This window comes from Ruminococcus sp. YE71 (assembly GCF_900119155.1).
Classification (GTDB): domain Bacteria; phylum Bacillota; class Clostridia; order Oscillospirales; family Ruminococcaceae; genus YE71.
Genome location: NZ_FPIR01000011.1, coordinates 88151 through 110897 on the forward strand (window position 1 = coordinate 88151; position 22747 = coordinate 110897).

Sequence of the window (22747 nt, forward strand, 5' to 3'; positions counted from 1 at the left end):
ACTCCTGCGAGTGCCGCTTTTTCACGTCAAATCTTTTCGGTAGCCGATCTGGTGGTAGCCCTCGACTTCGCACTTGTTCTCCAGCAGGGCGAATCTCGTGTAGCCGTTCTTCTCGTAGAACAGCGGATTGGTGAAGCCCGCTGTCCAGAGGTAAATATGCTCCATGCCGATGTCGGCAGCTTTCTGCTCCAACATCGTCAGCAGCTTTGTGCCGAGCCCGTGACGGCGGTGGGGTTCTGCGATCCAGAGGTCGGTGAGATAAAACCACTTGTGCTCGGTGATGCCCGAAACGTACCCGATGACCGCACCGCTGTCCTCGAGGACAAACTGAAACCGCTCGGTCTTTCGCTGAGGCACGCCGTCCGCCATCTCGATCTGACGGAAGTCGTCGTAGATGCGCTCGAGCTCGGCGGGTGTGATATCTCGGTCGGTGATGTTCATTGGCGATCTCCCCGGTCAGTGGTTTACGTTATCGTCTGACAGTTCAAGTGCTTCTATCATCTTATCAAAATCACTCTGATAGAGTTTGTCCTGGATCACACGGTACTGTTCAAATTCACTTTCGGCAAATGCTTTTGCAATAGCAGCAGTCACCTTGCCCTTGTCATGAAGTATCTCGGCATCGTTGAATTGCAGGAAGGCGTCGAGCTTTTCTGCCCAGTCCGCCATTGTCATGGGAATATGACGGCGAGCCTGTCTTGCGGCATAATCGAGATACATCGTTACGATCTCATTGAGCTCGGTCATCTCTTCTTTGTTGAGATAGTTCTTGGCGACTGAAACGTCGGTCTTAACTATCTTGCCGTCGGGAGCATTTTTCCAGTTGGTCAGACCCATGTGTTCCTTAGTGTGGTCGGCTCGGTCAACTATCATCTCCGCAGCGGTCTTTCCGTGAACGGCGTAATGCATCTTGTTCTGCACCATCGCAAAAAAGTCCTGAGTGATCCTGCTGTTCTTGTCGTAGTCCACCGCAGTTGAGTATATGTCCGTTATCTTCTGATAGAACCGCCGCTCGCTTGCTCTGATCTCCTGTATCTCTGCAAGCAGGTGCTCGAAATAGTCCTCGCCGAATATCTGACCGTTCTCAAGTCTGTTTTTATCAAGCACATAGCCCCGCTTTGCAAAGGTGTCGAGAACTCTTGTCGCCCACTGTCTGAAAGCGGCAGCCTTCTCGCTGTTCACCCTGTAGCCCACCGCCATTATAGCCGACAGGTTATAGAACTTATACTGATAGTTTTTTCCGTCATCGGCAGTTTGTGCAAATTTTGCACAAACTGAATTCTCATCGAGCTCGCCCTCATCGAAGATGTTCTTCAGATGCTTTGTGACAACCGTTCTGTCAACGCCGAACAGCTCGCCGAGAGCCTTCTGAGTGAGCCACACGTCGTTATCCTGCACCCGAACTTCAATTCCGTCATCAGCTGCATCACGAGTGAACACAAGGAAATCGACCGTGCTGTTTCTTATCTGCAATTTGTTATTCAAGCCGTCACCACCTTTTAAAATTCTTTTTTATTGTATCACAAAACGTCGGTATAGTCAATCATCTGACCGCATCCGCGCTATTTCAGCCTCTCCGCCCACTCAGCTTCCCTGAATCCGACCAGCACGAATCCGTCTCCAACCACAAGCGGACGCTTCACCAGCATACCGTCGGTGGCGAGGAGTGCGAGCTGTTCGTCCTCGCTCATGTCTTTCAGCTTTTGAGACAGCCCCATCTCGCGGTACTGGATGCCGCTGGTGTTGAAGAAGCGTTTCAGCGGAAGCCCGCTCGCTGCATAGTAACCGCGGAGCGCGGCCTCGTCGGGGTGGTCGGTCTTGATGTCGGTAAGCTCATAAGCGATGCCGTTGTCGTCCAGCCATTTCAGCGCTTTCTTGCAGGTGGTGCATTTGCTGTAGCAGTAGATTTTTATCATGGGTTACTCCTTTCCAATCACAATATCCTTTATCTTCCGCGCAGGCGAGCCGCCCACGACGCAGTTGTCGGGAATGTCCCGCGTGACGACAGAGCCTGCCCCCACCACGACATTGTTCCCGATGGTCACGCCCGCGCAGATCACGACGTTGCTCGCGATCCAGCAGTCGTTGCCGATGGTTATTGGCTTGCCGTATTCGAGGTCGTAGAGCGTGCCGTCGGGGCGCTTTCTCATTCTGCGCCCGACGGGGTCGAGGTCGTGGAGGGCTGCGGCGATGGTGCAGTTGGGTCCGAAGAACACGTTGTCACCGATGGTCACGGGACAGGTGTCGAGGACGGTGAAGTTGAAATTCGCGTAGAAATTCTCGCCGACTCGTGTGAACACTCCGTAGTCAAACTGCACGGGGCCTTGCAGGAAAGTCCCTTCTCCTCTGTTCGGGAGAAGCTGGTCGAGTATCGCCTTTCGCTTTTCCTCGTCGGTCTCGGGGATGGCATTGTACTCCATCGAGAGCCTGTGCGCCCTGACGCGAAGCTCGGTGAGCTCCTTGTCGGTCGGGTCGTAATGCTGACCCGAAAGCATTTTCTCTTTTTCGGTCATGTGAGTGCTCCTTTTGTAGTGTATGTTTTAATTATACCACACCCCGCTTTAACCGTCAACCGGGATCGGATAATTAGCTTTAGCCGTGTGCCTTGTAGCATTTCTATTATATTTTTTAAAATTAGCAATATATTTTATTTAATTTTCTGTGTAAACTATTGCGAACTTCGGCAAAACGTGATATATTATTCTTATGTATTAATTTTATTGCTCAATATTATCCCGAAAGGACGGAACCAAATGAAAAAACGTATTATCAGCGCATTGTCCGCGGCTGTCGCGGCGGTAATGGCCTGCTCATCGACGGTCTCGCCTGTGGTCTCATTCTCAGAGGTACTGGCGGACGACAGCGTTCAGATCTACGAGTTTGAAAACGGCAGCACTTCCGGCGGAAAGATCTTCTCCAACGGCACCGAAGGTCTCAAACCCGGCGGAGACTGGAGCGATGACACCGACCTCTCCAACTTCTCCGGCAAGGGCTTTTCCTATCTCGACCAGAAGGGCACTACTGTCAGCGTCGAGGTCAGCGTTCCCGAGACGGGGCTGTATCAGCTGGCGTTCTGCTACTGCCAGCCCAGCGACCGCAACAAGAAAGTCCAGTACCTCAATGTCAACGGCGCAAATCAGGGCGAGGTCAGCTTCCCCTACAACGAGTCGTTTGCTGAGGCTTCGGGCGGAATCGTTCTGCTGAACAAGGGCAAGAACACCATCGAGCTGGAGGGCTACTGGGGCTACACCTACTTCGACTACCTGAAGGTATCGCCCGCGCCCGAGCATATCTCGAACCTCTCGCCCACGACAGAGCTGTCCAACCCGAACGCCTCCGAATCGACGAAGCGCCTTTACAGCTATCTCCGCGACCAGTACGGCAAGCACATAATCGCGGGTCAGCAGGAGTACTGCGGCTCCCACAACTACAACTCATGGAACAGCCCCGACGTTTTCATCAAGGACAACGAGGCTGAGTTCCAGTACATTCAGGAAAAGACAGGCAAGCAGCCCGCTATCCGCGGCATCGACCTGCTGGCTTACAGCTCCTCTTCGACATGGCGTGACGACGCGCCCGAACGCGCTATCGAGTGGACGAACAAGTATCACGGCATCGCAACGCTGACCTGGCACTGGAACGTGCCTACAGAAAAGGGCAGCTCCGAGACGGCGTTCTACGTTAAGTCCGCAAGCGACAAGTACACCACGTTCAGCATCTCCAACGCGCTGGAGGAGGGTACTTGGGAGAACGAAGTCCTCATGGCGGACATCGAGCTTATCGCTGGCGAGCTGAAAAAGCTCAAAGACGCTGATGTTCCTGTCCTCTGGAGACCTCTCCACGAGGCTGAGGGCGGCTGGTTCTGGTGGGGTGCTGAGGGCGCCGAGCCCTGCAAGCAGCTCTACCGCCTGCTCTACGACAAGCTGACCAACGAATACGGTCTCGACAACCTCATCTGGGTGTGGACGGGCTACACCTTCCCGACTTCCGCCAACTGGTATCCGGGCGACGACGTTGTTGACATCGTGGGCTACGACAAGTACAACGCGAAGGACGGTCTGCCGAACCTGAGCGCTATCTCCTCGACCTTCTACAGCCTCGTGCAGAGCACCGACGGTCAGAAGATGGTGACGATGTCCGAGAACGACTCTATCCCGTCCATCGAGAACCTCGAAAACGAGAGGGCACGCTGGCTCTACTTCTGCCCCTGGTACATGAATTACCTCACCAGCGAGCAGAACAACCCTGTGGACAACCTCATCGACGTTTACAACAGCGATTACTGCATCACCCTCGACGAGCTCCCCGACCTGAAGACATACCCGATAACCGAGAGCGAGGTCACTGCTCCGAAGCCGCTTTACGGCGATGCCAACACTGACGGCAAGGTCGATATTGCGGACGCTGTGCTTATCAGGCAGTATCTCGCCGACCCGAAGAAGTACCCCATCTCGGCGGAAGGTCTGAAAAATGCCGACTGCGTTGATTCGGACGGCGTGAACGCTTCCGACGCGAAGGCAGTACAGCTGATCGTTACAAATGCGCTCGCGCAGACGGATCTCCCGACTGCGAAGTCAAAGATAGATGCGCTCAAATAAAGCAACAGAAAGGAAGATAACCATGCTAAAAAAACTGCTCTCGGGCGTGACGGCTGCTGCCTGCGCCTGCTCGATGGTGCTCATGCCCGGCTCGGACGTTGTGAAGTCTGTGCCTGCTGCCGCTGATGCCCCCGACTCTTACCACGACGACTGGCTGCACGTCAATGAAAACGCCGAAGTCGTGGATATGTACGGCAACCCCGTCTGGATGACAGGCGTCAACTGGTTCGGCTACAACGTGGGAAGTCAGGTGTTCGACGGCGTGTGGTCTGCGAATATGCACAACTGTCTCGACATCATCGCCGATCACGGCTTCAACCTGCTCCGCGTGCCCATGTCCACCGAGATAATCCTCCAGTGGAAGAATCACGAGCCCGACCCGATCCTTAAAGTCAACCCTTACGAAAACCCCGAGCTTGTCAAGACCTTCGACGAGAACGGCACGCCCATCGAGTATATGTACAGCTTCGATATCTGGAACAAGGCTGTCGAGTGGTGCCGCGAGAACGGCGTGAAGATCATGATGGACATTCACTGCGCCACCACCAACGCCGCAGGTCACAACTATCCGCTGTGGTACGATGACAACTACTCCACTGACGACTGGCTGGAAGCGCTGTCCTGGTTCTGCGAGCAGTATAAGGACGACGACACGGTCATCGCCATCGACCTCAAGAACGAGCCTCACGGCAAGCCCGAAGAGGGCAAGTTCGCAAAGTGGGACGACTCCACCGACCTCAACAACTGGAAGTACGCTGCCGAGCGCGGTGCTATGGCGTGCCTTGAGCAGAACCCGAACCTGCTCATCATGATCGAGGGCATCGAGTGCTACCCCGACTTTGCGAGAGGCGCGGACTGGACGACTCCTGCCGTTGACTACGCTCACTACGGCGAGCCCAGCAAGGTGTTCGGCGCATGGTGGGGCGGAAATCTCCGCGGCGTCAAGGACAACCCCGTGGACATCGGCAAGTACAACTCGCAGATCGTCTACTCGCCCCACGATTACGGCCCGCTGGTCTACGAGCAGAGCTGGTTCCACCTCGAGGGCAAGAAGCCGAACTACACGAGCTACAAGTTCGACACCCAGTCGCTGCTTGACGAGTACTGGTACGATGCTTGGGCGTATCTCGTTGAGGAGCACCGCTATCCGCTGCTGATGGGCGAGTGGGGCGGCTTCGTTGACGAGGTGAACGACCCCTCGGGCGCGAACACCCAGTGGCTCACCCTCCTGCGCGACTACATGAAGGAAAAGCGCATCCACCACACCTTCTGGTGCTTCAACGAGAATTCCTCCGACACGGGCGGACTTATGTACGACAACTTCCAGAAGTGGGACGACGAGAAGTACGAGTTCGTGAAGCCCTCGCTGTGGCAGGACGAGAACGGCAAGTTCATCAGCCTCGACCACAAGGTGAAGCTCGGAAAGGCAGGCAACGGCATTTCTCTGAGCGACTACTATTCGGGCTCCCACGAAGTTGAGCCCATAACGGTGACTGCCGATTACGGTGACGCGAACTGCGACGGCAAGGTCGATATCGCGGACGCTGTGCTCATCCGTCAGTATCTCGCTGACCCGAAGAAGCACGCGCTGACCGAAGCAGGCAAGGCAAATGCCGACTGTGCGGACAGCGGCAAGGGCATCACCGAAGCCGACGCGCTGGCGATCGAGATGGTCGTCGTAGGGAAGATCAAGACGACTGATCTCCCGACCACCTAAGCTAAGCTGAAATAACAAAAAGCAAGGCTGCTGACTTTGAACGTCGGCAGCCTTTTTTGATTCTCGGCATAAATGCGGTCATTTTCTGATCTCTGTTTCGTACTCCTCGAAGGACAGCTCCTTATCATACGCCCTCTGCCGCAGTTCAAGTGCAAAGTCCGCCCACTCGCGGAACTCCGCCTGCGTCATCTTCTTTTTGAGGTAGCGTGCGTAGTGCTGTTTGTACGCCTTGGTGTAGGTCAGCAGGATCGGATCGCTGTTGACCTTGTCGGTGTAGGTCTTGCGGTGTCCGAGATCTCGGCAGGTTTTTCCCCGCCTGCCCTTGACGGGGCGGGTGCAGAAGGGCGAATAGGCGGTCGCTTCCAGCAGGTAGTAGAGGCCGCAGAGTCCGCACTTTCGGGGCAGGTAGTGATTTTGCAGACCCTTGAACAGGTCGATGTAGAGAAACCCGCCGACCGTGCTGAACCTGTACTTCTCGTACATGACGAGATCGCCGTCGAGGTTAAGCGGCACAAAGGTCTCGGACATGGTACCCGAGGGCTCCAGCCTTGCGTAGGTGTTGATCCTGCCGTCCTGCTTCGAGAGGAAATAGCGATAGATGTCGGCGGTCTCCCTGGCGTTGAGGTACTCCCTGCCCGCGTGGATATTTTCGAGAAAGTCGGCATAGACCTCCCTCACACGGATGCAGTCCTCGATGAACACGCGGTACTCCGCGATCATAGCTTTCATCCGCCGGTTGAACTCCACCGCCGCTTCGCCGAGATCGGAGTCCAGATCTGAGAAGGTCAGGTCGGTGTGGAAATGGTCGTTGTGATCGGGGCGGTGATAGCAGCCGTCGTCAACGATATTTGGCTCGTTGTCGAAGAAGCCCTCGTTGAGAAGCTCGAACAGGCGGTTGTGCTTTATGCCCTTCGCGGAGTAGGGCGGCAGGGATTCGATGATCCTGTCGAGGCGGTTGAAGAACATAATGGCTTTCTGCGCCAGCGCGTCGAAGCGTTTCGCTTCTTACCCCGAATGAAGGGCTTTCCAATCAGCACCTTGAAGAGCTGAAGCTGTCCAATCAAATAATATTTATTGTCTTGATGATGATGATTGTATAAAAGAAATGATAAGCAAAATCCTTTCTGATGACGGTAGCTTTTAACACCAGCATAATAACATAAAGCGGAGGATAATTCTTCCGCTTTTATTTCTATACCCAAAAATCGCAATTTGATATTCATACAAATTTTACAATTAAATTCAAACAGAAATATTGTTCAAAACGTGTTATTGTGCTATACTATTATACAGAGGAGGCGATTTGATTGAAACTTCTGTATGTAAAAGCCTGCGGCTTTAAGAATTGCTGCGAGGATTATACGATCGACCTTGTACCAAAGTCGAAAAAAACATCTGAGGATAAAGAGTATGAGCTGCAAGAGGTGGCACCGGGACTTTATGCCTACAATTCTATGGCTTTTGTGGGAAAGAATGCATCGGGTAAAACAAGCGCTCTGGAGCTGCTTGATTGCTGCTACTCTATTTTAGGCGAATTCAGGATTGAAGGAAAGCATTATTCCTATGACGGAATATCTCTTGAAATGATCTTTTATCATGAAGGGGCTTTGTACCGTTATATAACCGAGCTTGAAAATGACAAGAATCTTGGAAATAAAGCAGCGTTTAAGAATGAGCATATTTATGTGCAGCCGTATTTCAAATCAAATGCAAAAAATGTTCTCGATACGAATGCATATGAGGAACTTACCGAGATAGGAGAGCTTCCGGAGGACACTTCAAACATTTTCTTTGTTTTAAAATCAAAAAAGACCTATGCGCTGTATTTTGACGGATATATCTCAAAAGAGAGCAGCTATGATCTTGCTTTTAAAGCAATGAAGAATTACAAGATAGGCAGCGAGATTCTTGAGGATATTTTCAGGATCTTTGATGAAAACATTTTGGCTCTGAAAAGGCTTGACGATCATAATTATCTGTTAAAGCTCAAGAATGAGGAAAAAACGCTCTCGGATACACAGCTTGTATATATTCTTTCAAGCGGAACTACACGAGGCTTGCTTCTTTATATTCTTGCTGCGGCTTCTCTCAAAGAAGGATTTGACCTTATAATAGACGAGATAGAGAATAATTTCCATAAAACCCTTGTCGATAATCTTCTTGTGCTGTACAAGGATAAGACCGTCAATAAGCATGGTGCGTCACTTATATTCTCTACTCACTACTGTGAAGTGCTCGATCAGATGGGCAGGCAGGACAATATCTGGATATGCAAGGCTGATGATAAGGTCACTTTGGAGAATATGTATCTGAAATATGATATACGAAGTGAGCTGTTAAAGAGCAAGCAATACTACAATAACGCCTTCCAAACAGCGGTAAATTACGAGGCACTTATGATGTTAAAGAAGGTGCTGAAAAAATGAAGCGTTTGATAATGTGTGAAGGCTCTAACGAGTTAGAAATAATAAGGATATTGCTTGAAAATGATGTTTTGATCTTTACAGAAGACGATCTGCTCGGTTTGACACCGTTTCACGCAAGACAGATCAAATCAGGAACTCAGGTCTATACAGAACTTGGAATCTATCCGGGTAATGATGTTCTGATAATGCGTATTGGAGATACTCAGACCGATAAACTGAAGCTGCCGAAGGATATTCAGCATAAAATTCAAGGAATTGAAAAGTATTGCACCAAACCCGAGCTTGAAATGCTGCTTATAATAGCAGAAGGTTTGATGACAGATTTTGAGCATCAAAAGCAGTACACCCCGAAAGAATATGCAAAAAGGAATATTTATCTTGGTAAAAAGAGATATGATAACAGTTCGGCGTTCTATCGGGATTATTTTGGTGAAAGCATAGATAGGCTAACTGATGCGATACGGGAATACAAAAGGATCAAGTCTCATAACAGGGACGAATTATTTCTTGCGGATATACTCAAATAAAAAATTTCACTGAACACTTTGATTTACATTTTAAACCATTTTTCGACTTAAATGTTGTAATATTTTGAAATATGACAAAAACACTAATGCCCGACCCCGCAAATGCAGGATCGGGCGATTTTAATGAATGGTTTTCATGACAAAATTCATGACAAAAATAGGTTGAAATAGCCTATTTTTTCTGTAGAATAGCTCATATCTCTTGACGTATTGTAAATCTTTAAACATATAAAAAAGCACGTATCTGCGTTAAATTGCGTAAATACGTGCTTTTCTGCTTGACGCGGATTGAGAGATTTGAACTCTCGCGCCGGTTTCCCGACCTACTCCCTTAGCAGGGGAGCCCCTTCACCACTTGGGTAAATCCGCATAGAATATAAAACGGACAGGGTGGGATTCGAACCCACGGTACGTTGCCGTATCACCGGTTTTCAAGACCGGCTCCTTAAACCACTCGGACACCTGTCCATCAAGACCGAACCGTGTTTAACAACGCTCGCCCGACTATGATATTATATCACATAATCGGGCGGGTGTCAATAGCAATATTCTATTTTCGTCATTTTGCACAAAGGCTTATGACGTTTTTTATTTTGCGTCGCAGGTGAAGACCTCGGTGTACTGACCGTAGTAGCGTTTGCCGCCGATGGTCTTGAAGGAGCGGAGCTTGAAGTAGTAGGTCTTTCCCGACTTGAGGTTCACGCACTGACGCGAGATCGAATCGTTCTTGAGCATGACGTGCGTGCGTGCGCCCATCTTGAATTCGGCGTCCTCGGCGATGATGAACTGGTATCCGTCGGCGCGCTTGTCCTTCTTCCATGTGAGGACGATCTTGCCCTTTGCGATGGAGCGCAGGTCACTGACTTCGGGAACCTTCGGCGCGATGACGAAGCTCACACTGCGCGAGCCGTTGTACTGACCCTTGCCGACGATGACCGCGACCGCCTTGCCTGTCTCTATATTGTTCTTGTAGGTGACGGTGTAGTCGGTGCCGTTTTTGAGCACAGCGCCGCTGACGACCACCTTCGGGTCGGGGGTCACCGCAGAACCCGTGTAGTACTGCGTGGGAATGGTGACTTCCGCCGAAGCGATGCCTATCTTCACGTCGCTCTCGGTGATCTTGAAGCTCTTTCTCACAGAGCCCGCGTACTTTCCGATACCCGTTACGGTGACGTATCCCGTGCCGACGTTCACATTGTTCGAGAATGAGAGCGTGTAGTCGGTATCCTTTTTAAGTGTGGTGCTGCCGTCCGTGACGGTGATTCCCGGTTTTATCTGCTTGCCCGAGAAGGGGTAGCTCGTGCTTGCAAGAGTGACGGTGCATTTCGCGATGTTCTTGCCCCATACTGCGTAGAGGTTCACAGTGCTGTCGGCTACGGTGGTCAGATTGCTGACCGTCTGCTTGTTGGTGAATTCGGGTGAAGCTGCACCGAGCGTTCTCGACCAGCCCTTGAAAACGTAGCCCGTGCGCGAGTACTTGTTCGCCAGCAGTGCGGCGGACTTGCCGTAGGTCATGCTCTGCGTGTAGCTCGTTCCCGGAGCGCCGCCGCCCATGAACTTGACGGTGTAGCTGATGCCCGTGTACTTGACGGTGACGGTCACATCCTTCGTGACCTTGTCGGGCAGACCTTCGAGGGTGTAGGTGTAGCCCTCGCGAGCCAGTGCGCTGTCGGGAATGGTGACGCTGTTTCCGTCCGCCACATAGAGCGAGAGGTCAACTCCGTCTCCCTTGAAAGTAACGGTGTGAAGGTTGCTCGTTCCGTTCTCGGGCACGAATACGGCCTGTATCGTAGCCGCGTCGGCAGGGGAGAGGGTGACGGTGCTGTCGGTGGAGCTGAACGTTCCCTGCCAGCCTGCGAATACCCAGCCTTCCTCGGGCTGAGCCGTCAGGGTGATGTTGTAATCGGGGTGGTAGTATCCGCTCATGCCCTCAGAGATGTCGAGGGTCGAGGTGTTGATGTAAACGCTGCCGCCTTCGGGGTTTATCGTGCTGACCGAAACGGGGACAGCCTTTTTGAGCCCAAGGTCGCTTGTCAGCATACCCGGAACATAGCCCGAACGCTTTCTGAGGAAGTTCTCCATCCTTTTGAGGCAGGGGTCTGTAGCGCTGCCTCGGTTCGCCCAGGTGGGGAAACGTGCGAAGAACCTGTCAAGCTCGGGATAGTAGGTCTCCATGTAGTACTTTTCGAGGGAAGCGCACCTGTCGGGAGCGAAGTTCACATTCGCCTGATCCATGAAGCAGGTCACGAACAGTTCCCTGAACTCGTCGTTCTTCATCAGTGCGTTGAAGATGACGGGCATATCGTCGTTCTTGTTCGACAGTATCTTTTTGAGGTTGTCGCTGTTGTAGAAGGTGCCGTTGTTGCCGTAGTGGTTCGTGCCCATCTCGGTGTCGTAGAGGTTCATGCGCCATCTGCCGTCGGCGTAGGGATTGCTCTCGTCAACGACGCGGGTGCGCCACATGGAGTAGTTGTTGCCCGGCCAGTCCTCGTTGATGATGAATATCTCGGCAGCCATGTAGTCTGCAAAGCTCTTCACATCCAGCATATCACAGACCGCACGGTAATTATCCGCATTCGAGAGGTCGTTCTTCTCGCAGTATCTGCGCAGGCTGTTGAACAGTTCGATATCCTCTTCAACGCCCTCGTCTATCTCGCCCTTCTTGTAGACCACCACGTCGTCGGCGTTCACGCCGTAGTTCTCCTCGTAGTAGTGGTCGTCGAAGTCCTCCTGCAAGGTGTAGAGACCCCAGTACTCGCCGTCGATGAACATAACGCAGGGACGTCCTTCCTGAGTGTCGATGCTTCTGTCGTTCACAAGGCGCTGAGTGTACTGATCCTTGAATTTCGTGTAGAAGTTGTCGTTTCCGCCGCCGCGCATAACGAATTTCTTGTACTTCGTTATCTGTGTGGTGCCGTCAGACTCGGAGTAAGCGTTCGGGATGAGCGCCGCCTTGAAGTTCTTCGGGCCGTACTCGGCGCGCGCATAGAATCTCAGCGACTTCTGATAGTCGGCGCGGGAATATGCACCCTGAGTCCTGATGCCGCAGTCCTGCGAAAGCACGAGACTGCCATCCGACTCGAAGAAGTCGATGTGTGCCGCACGCTCCCACTCTTTGCCGCGCTGATTGTAGTTCGCGGGCGGATTGTCGTCGAACGGGTTCACGTTCTGGTCGTAGACCCTGCCCTTGACGAAAATGCCGTAGTCGTAGTTGAACAGGTTTTCGGGGTCGGTGGTGACCGAAAGTATCGGCAGACCGTTGTGGCTCGCATTATTCACCCCGACGAAGTAGGTCTTTGTGACGACCTCACTGTACTCGCCCGCCTTGCTGTAGGTGACCGCACGGATGACGGTGCCCTTGTCCACCGCACTCTCCTTCGGCAGGGAAGCGCCGTTGCTCCAGGGTGTCAGCTTTGAAACGGGCACAGCCCTTGCGACGGTGGATTTGTCGCCGCTCCTGTTGTAGATGTTTATCGGCTGAGTTACCTTGATGCGTGTTGAGCTGGTGGTTGGGTCGGTGCCGTCGGTGGTGTAGTAGACGGTGTTGCCCGAGTCGGTGGAGATGGCAAGGTCGAAGTTCTTGGAATACATCCCGCTGTCCGCGCTGAATATCGGCGCGTTGCAGGGCACGTAAGCCTGAGCCTCATTGTTGCTTGTGCCGGGGGTCGGAGCCAGCTGCATCAGCGCGTCGGTGCCGTCGGGCTTGCGTCCCCATGTGATGTCCTTGTCGAGGGCGGGAACGCTGACGCTGTTCATGACCGTATCACCGTTGGTGAGCGAGAGCTTCACGCTGCCGCTCGGGAGGTTGAAAGCCGCGTGGGGGATGCTTTCATCGCCCTTGTAGGTCTTGCAGCAGAAGACCAGCAGATGCCCGTACCCGGGTACAGACACGCTGTCGAAGGTGTAGACATCGCTGTCGTCCTTGACGAGGGTGTAGCCTTTCAGGTCGATGGCGGAGCCCGTGCTGTTGTACAGCTCTACCCAGTCGCAGTACTCGCCCTTCTTATCGACGGCGGTGGTGATGTTGCCGTTTTCGCCGTTGTTGCCTGTGCATACCTCATTTATAATAATGGGAGAAGTTTGGGACGGAGCTGCGTCGGCAGGCATCTCAGCAGCCGAGACAGGCAGTACGCTTGCCCATGACAGAGCCAGCGACAGTGCGGAAGCAAAAGTTCCGATTCGTTTGCTTATAGCTTTCATGATCTATTCCTCCTAAAAATTTATTGGATTATTTTCATAATTATAGCACACTGCACAAAAAAAGTCAACGGAATTAATTTCCACTTTATAACTAATTTAACCTATTAATAATGGAAAACCATGTTATTCCGCGGTTTTTCTGTAAATTAGATATATTGGATAAAAGATTTAAAATAACTTCAGATTTTCACTTGACATCAGATTGGAAAAATGGTATAATAATTTATGGCGAATCATGTGGATTTGTGTGAATTATTAACATATACAATTTTTGTATAGATATGAAAGGATGAGGTGAACGATATGTTTCGCAGTTTGTTACGGACCGCAGGGCTGATGCTTATCTCGAATGCGGTCGTTTTTACGCCTCTTATAGCGTCGGCTGACGGCGATTCTACCGTGGGCGCGGTCGTAGGTTTCCCGCTCGGTGCCTTCATCACGGGAAGCGTTCTCGTGTCGATGAGCAGAACAAAGCATAAGGCTACCAAGGCAGATCACTATGTAAAAGGTAAGCTCGATCTTCACGACTCGAGAGATAATTACCTCAGAACGTCTACGAGCAAGACCAAGATCAAGGATTGACAGGAGTTACACCTATGGCAGTTTCTAATATTTCATATAAATGCCCCACCTGCGGTGCAGAGCTTTTCTGGTCTGCCGAAAAGGGATGCTTCGACTGCATATACTGCGGCGATACGTTCTCTCTTGAGGATCTGAAGGCGGCAGGCGCTGTTGTGGATCAGCCTATCGACGAAACTAAGGTCGAGCACGCTGAGGAGATAGTTGAAGGCGAATACACCCAGACTACCGACGGCACAGTCAGCAACGACTTCGTAAAGTATACCTGCTCCCACTGCGGCGCAGAGATAATCACCGACCGCTCGACTGCGGCGACTATCTGCGTTTACTGCGGAAACGCCGTCATCATGAGCGAACAGATAATCGCGGACTTCGCTCCCGATTACGTCATCCCCTTCAAGGTGCAGAAGAACAAGGTAATGTCCTCCTTCAAGGAGTTCAGCAAGAAGCCCCTTACCCCGAAGGACTTCGACTGCGAAAAGGTAGTCGATAAGATGCAGGGCGTTTACATACCGTTCTGGCTCTACTCGGGCAAGTGCGACGGACGCATTGAGGGCGAGGGCATCAACGAAAAGACCTGGACTTCGGGCAACTACAGATACACCGAGAAGAAGTACTACGACATCATGCGCGACGGTACCGTTAACTTCGAGAAAGTGCCCGTGGACGGCTCTTCCAAGACCGAGGACGCCGCGATGGATTCCATCGAGCCCTTCGACTTCAAGGATATGGTCGCTTTCACCCCCGCTTACCTCTCGGGCTTCCTTGCCGAGAGATTCGATGAGGACGCCGACAAGTGCTTCCCCCGTGCGCAGGAGCGTATCGAGAATACCACCAGACAGGAACTTGAGGATTCGGCGAAGTACGACACCGTCGATGTCAAGAACTATCAGAAACAGACTACCATCGAAAAGACCGAGTACGCCATGTTCCCCACATGGCTGCTGTATACCACTTATAATGACGAGAAGTTCTTCTTCGCGATGAACGGTCAGACGGGCAAGTTTATCGGAAACCTTCCGATAAGCAAGCCGAAGCTGATACTCTACTCGCTCATCGGCGGTATCGGCGGTTCGATACTCGGCTCTATCATTGCGACCTTCATGAACTGATGACCGAATGATGGGAACTAAAGAGATAATCTACGCGGCGATCGTCCTCATTATCGTGATAATCGCAGTTCTCGTGCTGAGAAAGATTTATCTTTCGGTGAGAGGCGTGTACCGCGACGCAAAAAAATTTGTCGGTGAGATAAAAAAAGTCACCGATGAGACTGCCAACACACCGAGGACACTCTCGGGTGTTGAGGACCTTATGAGAAGCAGGATACTCAAGGATTTCCCCGACTTCAACTTCAACGTGTGCAGGGAAATGATAGACAGCGCCGTGACGAGCTTCTTCTCGGTGCTGAACACCAACGGTGCCGAGGGTATCGACAAGCTGAAAAAGATCAGCACTCCTTCCTTCATGAATGAGGTGCTGGCTCTTACCGAGACCGAGGATATCGTATACGAGAACGTTACCCTGCATAAGACTGTTATATCCGATTACCGCAAGCTCAACGACGAAGCGGTCGTTACCTACCAGAGCGCGGTCGGCTATAACCGCAGGGGCAAGGGTACCATGCAGTACGTGTATCAGTCAAAGCTCGTGTATTACCTCTCGGAGGATAACGCGGGCGGGGCGGAAACGCTCGTCTGTGAGTACTGCGGCGCTCCGATAGACGTTGTGGGCTCGCATAAGGTCTGCAAATACTGCGGCGGCGAGATAAGCATACGAAACGTTGCCGCTGAAAGAGCCTGGAAGGTCAATAAGGTCGCCAAGCTGAGATGATGATACAGAAACGGCTCGAAAGCCGTTAGTATATATTCCAAACAAGAAAGGAACGGTCAATTATGGGATTGATTAAGATGTTCACAGGAGCTGTAAGCTCTACATTTTCGGATCAGGTCGTAGAATACTTCCGCTGCGACGGCATGACCGCAGATACTATGTGCGTACCTGCAACAAGAGTCGTAAGAGGTAAGGTAGACCCCAACAAGGGTACTAAGGATTACTTCGCAAGCGGTTCGGTATTCGATGTTCAGATGAACCAGGCAGCCCTGCTCGTTGAGGACGGCAAGGTATGGGATATGGTCATCGCTAAGGATAACGATACCTGCGGTCAGTATAAGTATGATTCTTCCACCGCACCTTCCATCCTCGGAAGCGGTTTCAAGGATCTTCTGCCCTCCATCAAGGAGATAGGCGCTCGCTTTACCGCAGGCGGTATGGCTAAGCATACCATGAGGATCATCTACATCAACCTCAGACCTCTTACCGACATCCCCGTAGGTTTCGGCAAGGTGCCCTTCAGAGACGGCGAGATGAACCTCTCCCTCAACGCTCAGGGTCACGGCAAGGCTGAGATCGAGATCTTCGATCCCGCTGCTTTCTATGAGACCAATGTCAACGATATCTCCAAGCCCTTCACCACTACCGAGGGCGACGGTCAGAGACTTATCAATCAGCTCAAGGCTGATATGAAGCCGAAGTTCGGTATCGCTATCTCCGAGATCAGCGCAAAGAAGATCCCCTACGATCAGATGATCGCTTACTCGATGGATCTCGCTGAGACCATGAACAAGCTGCTGGCTGACAGATGGGCTGCAAAGGGTATCAAGATCAACGACCTTGCTATCGAGCTGAACGTTGACGATGAGTCCAAGGAGCGTATCGCTAAGTATCAGGAGCAGTATGCAGACATCAACGTTGCAAAGGTAGCAGCTCAGGATCCCGGCGCTCTCTATGCTATGGACAGAATGTCCATCAACAGAGCGCGTGAGACCGCAGCAGGCAACACCGCAGGCGCTATGACAGGCTTCATGGGCATGGGTATGGTCGGCGGCGGCATGATGGGCGGCGGCGCTATGGATCCTTCCATGTACAATATGCAGATGCAGCAGCAGTATCAGCAGCAGGCTATGCAGCAGCAGTATCAGCAGCCTGCACAGCAGCAGCCCCAGCAGCAGGCTCCCGCAGCAGACGGCTGGACCTGTGAGTGCGGAACCACCAACTCAGGCAAGTTCTGCATGAACTGCGGCAAGCCTCAGCCTGCACCCGCTCCCGCAGCTTCCGCTGACGGCTGGACCTGCTCCTGCGGCACCGTAAACCAGGGCAAGTTCTGCATGAACTGTGGCGCTAAGAAGCCTGCGGACGCACCTCTCTACAAGTGCGACAAGTGCGGCTGGCAGCCCGACGACCCGAAGAATCCTCCGAAGTTCTGCCCTCAGTGCGGCGACCCCTTCGATGAGAACGACATTCAGTAATTGATCTGATATCACTTCATATCCCTTGTGAGAGAATGTCTCGCAAGGGATATTTTTTGTACAGTTGTTCCGACGCGCAAAAAAAGAACGCACAGCCTTCCGCAGACTGTGCGTTCGGTGTTTTTTCAGTTTTTGCCCGGCGTTTTGATCGCACCCGAAACGGTGACGGTGCAGGTCTTTTCAAAGCCGCCGCAGCTTATCTTTATGACAGCTCTGCCGTTTTTCTTCGCGCGGAACGTCATATCGAGCGTCTGCTTGTTTATGTAGGTGACTTCGAGCACATCCTCGTTCGAGATGTCGTATTCGAGCGCGTACATATCGGTGATGTTGCTGGCGTCGATGCTCAGCACGAACTCCTGTCCGGGCACCAGCATCTTCTTCTCGGGCGAGATGGTGAACTCGGTGACTTCCTCACGCACGACCTCAGATGGGTCACGCAGGATGACCGTCACCACCGCGCCGCTGACTTCACGAAGTCCCGGTTCGGGGGACTGTGCGAATACCGCGCCGCTCGTCAGAGGATTGTCGGTGTCGGTGTAGATGCGCAGTTTCAGCCCTGCTTCACGCAGTTTCGTCTCTGCTTCCTTGACGTCGAGACCCACGATGTCGGGTATCTCCGCCGTCTGTTTCTTCGTGTTGACGGTCAGCAGAACGGTCGAACCGACCTTTATCCTGTCTCCTGCCGCGATGCTCTGTCTGACAATCTGATCTTTCGGCTTGTCGGGGACGGATTCGTGAGTGTATTTAGCCGACAGCCCCAGCGAACGCAGTCTTTCGGCGGCTTCGTCGCGGGTCATCCCGACCGTGTCGGGCATCTCGACAAGTCCCTTGCCCTCGCTGAGTTTCACGCTGACCGTTGAACCTGCTTCGGCTTTCTCGCCTGCGGCAGGCTGCTGCGAGACCGCAAGCCCTTCGGCGACCCTATCGTTCGGTTCGGAACTGAACTCTGCGGCAAGTCCGTACAGCGCCAGCATACCCTCGATGCGCTCCTGCGTCAGGAACGTGACATCGGGCACGATTATGTCCGTCGCCGCCGTGGTGACCACCACCTGCACAGGCTCGGAGCTGTCCTGCACCGTGTCGCCCGACGGGTACTGCTCGACGATGGTGCCTTCGGGCACACTGCTGTCGCAGACCCTGCCGACCACCTCGACGGGTGTGTCGGTCTCGTCCGCTTCGTCGAGATATTCCTCGTAGGTCTGACCCACATGGTCGCCCGTGAGCATCTGCTCGTCGGCGATGATCGCATTCGGGTCGCGCCCCAGCGAAACGGTGAGCTCCACCCTCTCGCCTGCCGAGACTTCCTCGTAAGGCGAGATGCTCTGCCGCATCACGCAGTTGACCGCGACGGTGCTGCTGTAGTCCTCGTGAACGGTGTAGTTCATGCCGATGTTCTCCAGCGCGTCGGTGCAGTCGTCGATGTTTATCCCGAGGAAATTCGGCATCGTGACCATGCTGCTGTGAGCGTTCACGGTCACTCCGATGACGGTATTCTCGTACACCACCGAGCCTTTCCCGACGCTCTGCGCCGTGATTATCTCGGCTTCCTTGCTGTCGTCGATCTCCCTGCCTTCTATCTCCATCAGCAGGTTCGAGTTTTTCAGGGTCTCCGTGGCATCGGTCAGCGTGAAGTTCACCACTTCGGGAACCACCGTCTGACCCGTCAGCAGCGTGTCCGTGGTCTTGGGTCTGTTCAGCATCTTTACGCCGAACACGATGCCCGCGCAGGCTGCCACCGACACCACAGGTATCGCGATCTTCGCCCAGAGCGGGAAGCCCTTGTTCCGCTTTGTCCTGAGGGTGACCTCTTTCTCGGAGGTCAGCTCCTTGATGAGCGTTTCGATGTCGGGCGTTCTGTCCTCAAGGTCGATGAATGCCGCGTTTTGCAGTGCGTTTTCCTTGTTCTTGTCTATCTTGATGCCGTAAGCCGAAGGCTTTTTCAGCAGATCCTTGTGCTTTTTCCGATAGAACGCCGCCCTTTCGGAGGCGTCGGGGAGGGTGATGCCGAGTATGCTGTACATCACCATCGCCGCCGAGTAGACATCGTTCGCGGGGATGATGTCGGGGGAGTCATACTCTTTCAGCCGCTCGTAGGGATACCAGTTCTCACACTCGCTGTGCTTCACGTCGTTCGCGTCGTCGGTGATGTTGAAGAACAGCCCGTCGAGTATCCCCGTAAGTATCAGCTTGTTCTGCACCACCATGAAATTCTCGGGCGAGAAACCGCCGATGACGCAGCCGCTGTCGTGCAGTCCGTCCAGTGAGCGAAGTATCGGCAGGAACAGTCTTTCGGCTGTCTGCGGACTTATCGGCGACTTGTCGCGGATGTATTCGCTGAGCGGTGTGCCCTCGTGGTACTCGGTGATGACGTAGGCGGTGTTGTTCCGCTCGAAGGTCTCACAGACCGCGCTGATGTTGTCGGGCAGATGCAGCTCGGACAGCAGACGCGCCCTCTCGTTGAGTATCCCCAGGTATCTTTCGTAGGCACGCTGCTTGACCACGTTTATCTTAACGTCGCCGATGGGGCGCGTGCAGTAGCGGGTAGGGAAGTACTCGTAAATGGTGACCCTCCGCTCGGTGAGAAAATCGAAGCCGATGTATTTTATCATCCAGCCGTCCACCGAGAGCGGCATTCCCACGATGTATCTGTCACCGAGGATATACCCCGGTTCGATGCACCGCGAATCGTCGGGCAGCGTTCCCTCTTCAAAACCGCAGTCGGGACAGATGGTGTAGCTGTCGTCGTACTGGGTCATACATCTCATACAAAATTTCATGCCAAAGTTCACCACCCGATCATTCAAGGATGTCCTGTTCTTTCAGGTAAGAATGGGAAATATACATCTGTGCGAATCTCTCTTCCTGCTCTTCGTTGAAGTTGTGTACATACGCCTGATACATACACTCCTTGTCGCTGAGCAGCCATTCCATCTCCGCGCCGTTTATGGTTGTAGCCTCGCCGTAGGTCGCGGTAGCGTAGCCGACCACCGAATCGTTGAAGCCGCCGTCTATCTCGTACATGGCGATGGCAAGCAGACCGTTCTTGAAAAACAGCTTTACGGGCTCGAAGTCGGTCGTTTCGCTGCCGTCCTCTCCGACCCGCGTGACGGGGATGGAAAGGGTCATCACAGCCTCGCCCTCTATCCAGTAGGAGCAGTTGTAATCGACGGTCTCGGGGTCGATGCCGAACTTTTTCTCGATGTCCTCGCGCTTGCTGTCCAGCAGGGTATAGTCAATCGTGAAGAAGTTGTCGGTGACGAAGAAGAAGCTGTCCGCGTCGTAAACGATCTCATTTCCCGAGTCCGAGCTTTCATCGGGCTGACTGACCTCGGAGGTGTCCGACTCAGTCGGGGCAGCCGACGTGGTGGTTACGGTCTCGTTCTCACTGCTCTCTGCTTCCGAGTCCATGACCTTTATCTGCGGCGAGGACGACGCTTTTTCCGTGTCTGCCGTGCTGTCCGCCCTGATGCTGTCTTTTCCTGCCCTGACCGACAGAAATACACCGACACCCACCAGCAGCACGGCTGCGGCAGCTATCGCCGTTATCATTCCGCCCTTGCCGCCCCGTCTGACGGCGGCAGGCTCGCTCGGTTCGGTGCTGACCTGCGGCGGTTCTTCGGTGTTCTGCGGCAGGGGAGCAGGTTCGGGGGAGGGCTGCGGAGCGGGCACGGGTCTGGGTTCGGGCTCATCATCGGGCAGGGGAGCGGCGATGTACTGCGAGAAGCGCATCTCCTCATCCTGCGGCTGTGCGATGGTACGTCCCGAATCACTGTCCGAAGCCACTGCCGAAGCGCTGACCTTTCTGACCGTCCCAGAAGGTGCAGCAGGCGCGTCCCCGAGCATCTCAAAGCCGGGAACTTCGGAAAGCTCCGCCAGAAGTCCGTCGATATCCTGTATGCGGTCGTCCGCCTTTATCGCAAGACCGTGTCTCAGCACTTCCTCAAACTTCGGCGGCACTTCGATGCCGAGCTCGGAGGGCATTTTCAGCTCGTCCTCGTAGATGCGGTCGGGCGCGTCGGGGGGGATCTGCCCCGTGATGCACTTGTACATGGTCGCGCAGATGGCGTAAACATCCGTCCACGAACCCTGCGCACCGTGTCTGCGGTACTGTTCGAGGGGCGCGTAGCCGTGCTTGAGCATCACCGAAAGGCTCTTCTCGTCCGCAAACTGCCTTGCCGCGCCGAAGTCGAGCAGCTTCACTTCCTCATCGACCAGCATGATGTTGTCGGGGCTGATGTCGCGGTGGATGAGGTTCTTGCGGTGTACCTTCCTCAGCGAATTGAACACGGGCATCAGCAGGCATACGGTATTGTACGCCGAAATGGTCCCGACCCTTTCGAGGTACTTTTTCAGCGTGATGCCGTCGAGGTACTCCATCACGATGTAGACGGTGTTGTTCTCCTCAAAGAAGTCCTTGACCTCGACGATGCCCTTTTCGTTGTTGAACTTCGCCAGCATCCTCGCCTCGCCGAGAAAATGCTCGCGGCTCTTCGAGATAAGGTCTTTCGCCGACTCGGCGCTGATGCTCCGCACGTCGTTGGAGACGGTGTTGTTTCGGTTCACCATGCCGTTCGGGTAAAACTCCTTAATGGCAACGCGGTAGTCGAGCAGCGAATCCAGTCCGATATAAGTGATGCCGAAGCCGCCCTCGCCGATGACACTTCCGACGAGGTATCTGTTGTTGAGAAGCGCTTCGTGAGGGAGCATATGAGGGGGAGCGGTGTAGGACGCAGGCTCTTTTCCGCAGCGGCCGCAGACGCTCTCGTTCCCTTTCAGCTCATTCATGCAGTACGGACAATAATTCATAGCAGTCTCCTATAGAGCGGCAACGTTGTTACCACGAGAATTTTTCGGTGCAGAACGGAACGAACACCATCTCGGTCTCGCCGAGTCTGAGGGTGTCGTAGGGTCTGAGTTCCGAGTATGTAAGCACAAGCTCACGGTTCAGATAGACGAAGGTCTTTCCGCCGAGGCTTTGCAGCAGGAATTTCTTGTTCAGGGGGTCGTAGATGACGACTGCCTGCGCACCTCTCGAAACGCTCCTGTCGTTCCTGAGGTCGATGTCTACGGGGCGTTCGTGGTCCGATCTGCCGACGGTCATCTTCACGTCGGTCAGTGTGAACACCTTGCCCTTGCTGGAAGTGTTGGTCACGACCAGCCACGCCAGTACGAAATCATCGTCAAGCTCGTCGAAGATGACTCTCGTCACGCCGTCATCGGCAGGCGCAGCCGCTTTCGAGCGTCCGCGTGCGTCCTCCATGTTGCCTGTAAAGCTGACCCTGTCGAGCTGCGAAGACAGCGAATCGGGCTGTTCGGAAGCAGGCGGCGGCACGGGCACAGGCTGCGGAGCAGGCGGCGGCACAGGCACGGGCTGAGGAGCAGGCGGCGGCAC

General features: G+C 53.5%; 17 protein-coding genes and 2 tRNA genes. 8 read left to right on the forward strand and 11 right to left on the reverse strand.

Annotated elements, in window-relative coordinates; genetic code table 11:
• Positions 1-21: 21 nt before the first annotated feature.
• The 4 genes from BT142_RS11370 to BT142_RS11385 all read right to left on the reverse strand — a co-directional run bounded on the left by BT142_RS11370 (position 22) and on the right by BT142_RS11385 (position 2513).
• Positions 22-441, reverse strand: coding sequence for a GNAT family N-acetyltransferase (locus tag BT142_RS11370; RefSeq protein WP_072418315.1), 420 nt, complete (start codon positions 439-441; stop codon positions 22-24).
• A gap of 15 nt (positions 442-456) precedes the next feature.
• On the reverse strand, positions 457-1467 hold the full coding sequence (locus tag BT142_RS11375; protein WP_347497666.1) for a virulence RhuM family protein: 1011 nt from the start codon (positions 1465-1467) through the stop codon (positions 457-459).
• A 95-nt stretch (positions 1468-1562) separates the two neighbouring features.
• Positions 1563-1913 carry an arsenate reductase family protein gene (locus BT142_RS11380; protein WP_347497667.1) on the reverse strand — a complete coding sequence of 117 codons (351 nt, stop codon included), beginning with the start codon at positions 1911-1913 and terminating at the stop codon, positions 1563-1565.
• 6 nt (positions 1914-1919) lie between these two features.
• Positions 1920-2513, reverse strand: a complete 594-nt coding sequence (locus BT142_RS11385) for a sugar O-acetyltransferase (RefSeq protein ID WP_072418318.1) — start codon at positions 2511-2513, stop codon at positions 1920-1922.
• A 240-nt stretch (positions 2514-2753) separates the two neighbouring features.
• On the opposite strand from BT142_RS11385, the gene BT142_RS11390 reads away from it, so the two are divergent.
• Both BT142_RS11390 and BT142_RS11395 read left to right on the forward strand, forming a co-directional pair.
• A complete protein-coding gene (locus tag BT142_RS11390) occupies positions 2754-4598 on the forward strand; it encodes a glycosyl hydrolase (RefSeq protein ID WP_072418319.1) in 1845 nt (614 codons plus the stop codon).
• A 22-nt stretch (positions 4599-4620) separates the two neighbouring features.
• Complete coding sequence (locus tag BT142_RS11395) at positions 4621-6315, forward strand: cellulase family glycosylhydrolase (protein WP_072418320.1); 1695 nt, start codon at positions 4621-4623, stop codon at positions 6313-6315.
• A 78-nt stretch (positions 6316-6393) separates the two neighbouring features.
• On the opposite strand, the gene BT142_RS11400 is transcribed toward BT142_RS11395, so the two are convergent.
• The gene (locus BT142_RS11400; RefSeq protein WP_072418321.1) at positions 6394-7281 is read right to left on the reverse strand and encodes a DUF6076 domain-containing protein; all 888 of its coding nucleotides are present in this window, start codon (positions 7279-7281) and stop codon (positions 6394-6396) included.
• Positions 7282-7622: 341 nt separating this feature from the next.
• Between BT142_RS11400 and BT142_RS11405 the strand changes: the two genes are divergently transcribed.
• Complete coding sequence (locus BT142_RS11405; RefSeq protein WP_072418322.1) at positions 7623-8741, forward strand: AAA family ATPase; 1119 nt, start codon at positions 7623-7625, stop codon at positions 8739-8741.
• A complete protein-coding gene (locus BT142_RS11410) occupies positions 8738-9268 on the forward strand; it encodes a GNAT family acetyltransferase (RefSeq protein WP_072418323.1) in 531 nt (176 codons plus the stop codon). Before BT142_RS11405 ends, BT142_RS11410 begins: the two co-directional genes overlap by 4 nt.
• Before the next feature lie 282 nt (positions 9269-9550).
• Here the strand turns inward: BT142_RS11410 and BT142_RS11415 are convergent.
• The 3 genes from BT142_RS11415 to BT142_RS11425 form a co-directional block, all read right to left on the reverse strand.
• A tRNA-Ser gene (locus BT142_RS11415) sits at positions 9551-9637 on the reverse strand.
• 13 nt (positions 9638-9650) lie between these two features.
• A tRNA-Ser gene (locus BT142_RS11420) sits at positions 9651-9736 on the reverse strand.
• A gap of 120 nt (positions 9737-9856) precedes the next feature.
• Entirely contained in the window at positions 9857-13468 is a 3612-nt protein-coding gene (locus tag BT142_RS11425) for a CotH kinase family protein (protein WP_072418324.1), read from the reverse strand.
• 315 nt (positions 13469-13783) lie between these two features.
• Between BT142_RS11425 and BT142_RS11430 the strand changes: the two genes are divergently transcribed.
• The 4 genes from BT142_RS11430 (at position 13784) to BT142_RS11445 (ending at position 17355) form a co-directional block, all read left to right on the forward strand.
• Positions 13784-14050, forward strand: coding sequence for a hypothetical protein (locus BT142_RS11430; protein ID WP_139182222.1), 267 nt, complete (start codon positions 13784-13786; stop codon positions 14048-14050).
• Positions 14051-14064: 14 nt separating this feature from the next.
• Positions 14065-15159, forward strand: a complete 1095-nt coding sequence (locus BT142_RS11435; protein WP_072418326.1) for a TFIIB-type zinc ribbon-containing protein — start codon at positions 14065-14067, stop codon at positions 15157-15159.
• Positions 15160-15166: 7 nt separating this feature from the next.
• On the forward strand, positions 15167-15880 hold the full coding sequence (locus tag BT142_RS11440; protein ID WP_072418327.1) for a hypothetical protein: 714 nt from the start codon (positions 15167-15169) through the stop codon (positions 15878-15880).
• Positions 15881-15942: 62 nt separating this feature from the next.
• Positions 15943-17355, forward strand: a complete 1413-nt coding sequence (locus BT142_RS11445; RefSeq protein ID WP_072418328.1) for an SPFH domain-containing protein — start codon at positions 15943-15945, stop codon at positions 17353-17355.
• Between the two features lie 125 nt (positions 17356-17480).
• Here BT142_RS11445 and BT142_RS11450 read toward each other — a convergent pair whose 3' ends face one another.
• The 3 genes from BT142_RS11450 to BT142_RS11460 all read right to left on the reverse strand — a co-directional run.
• Entirely contained in the window at positions 17481-20120 is a 2640-nt protein-coding gene (locus BT142_RS11450) for a PASTA domain-containing protein (RefSeq protein ID WP_072418329.1), read from the reverse strand.
• A gap of 31 nt (positions 20121-20151) precedes the next feature.
• Positions 20152-22161, reverse strand: a complete 2010-nt coding sequence (locus tag BT142_RS11455; RefSeq protein ID WP_072418330.1) for a serine/threonine protein kinase — start codon at positions 22159-22161, stop codon at positions 20152-20154.
• Positions 22162-22189: 28 nt separating this feature from the next.
• The coding region (locus BT142_RS11460; protein ID WP_175545495.1) for an FHA domain-containing protein at positions 22190-22747 on the reverse strand (558 nt) is incomplete at its 5' end.

What these genes read in the sequence shown, in the direction of transcription:
- BT142_RS11370 (WP_072418315.1), bottom strand. Translation starts at nt 441, where the DNA reads ATGAACATCACCGACCGAGATATCACACCCGCCGAGCTCGAGCGCATC.
- BT142_RS11385 (WP_072418318.1), bottom strand. Translation starts at nt 2,513, where the DNA reads ATGACCGAAAAAGAGAAAATGCTTTCGGGTCAGCATTACGACCCGACC.
- BT142_RS11390 (WP_072418319.1), top strand. Translation starts at nt 2,754, where the DNA reads ATGAAAAAACGTATTATCAGCGCATTGTCCGCGGCTGTCGCGGCGGTA.
- BT142_RS11395 (WP_072418320.1), top strand. Translation starts at nt 4,621, where the DNA reads ATGCTAAAAAAACTGCTCTCGGGCGTGACGGCTGCTGCCTGCGCCTGC.
- BT142_RS11400 (WP_072418321.1), bottom strand. Translation starts at nt 7,281, where the DNA reads ATGTTCTTCAACCGCCTCGACAGGATCATCGAATCCCTGCCGCCCTAC.
- BT142_RS11410 (WP_072418323.1), top strand. Translation starts at nt 8,738, where the DNA reads ATGAAGCGTTTGATAATGTGTGAAGGCTCTAACGAGTTAGAAATAATA.
- BT142_RS11425 (WP_072418324.1), bottom strand. Translation starts at nt 13,468, where the DNA reads ATGAAAGCTATAAGCAAACGAATCGGAACTTTTGCTTCCGCACTGTCG.
- BT142_RS11435 (WP_072418326.1), top strand. Translation starts at nt 14,065, where the DNA reads ATGGCAGTTTCTAATATTTCATATAAATGCCCCACCTGCGGTGCAGAG.
- BT142_RS11440 (WP_072418327.1), top strand. Translation starts at nt 15,167, where the DNA reads ATGATGGGAACTAAAGAGATAATCTACGCGGCGATCGTCCTCATTATC.
- BT142_RS11445 (WP_072418328.1), top strand. Translation starts at nt 15,943, where the DNA reads ATGGGATTGATTAAGATGTTCACAGGAGCTGTAAGCTCTACATTTTCG.
- BT142_RS11450 (WP_072418329.1), bottom strand. Translation starts at nt 20,120, where the DNA reads ATGAGATGTATGACCCAGTACGACGACAGCTACACCATCTGTCCCGAC.
- BT142_RS11455 (WP_072418330.1), bottom strand. Translation starts at nt 22,161, where the DNA reads ATGAATTATTGTCCGTACTGCATGAATGAGCTGAAAGGGAACGAGAGC.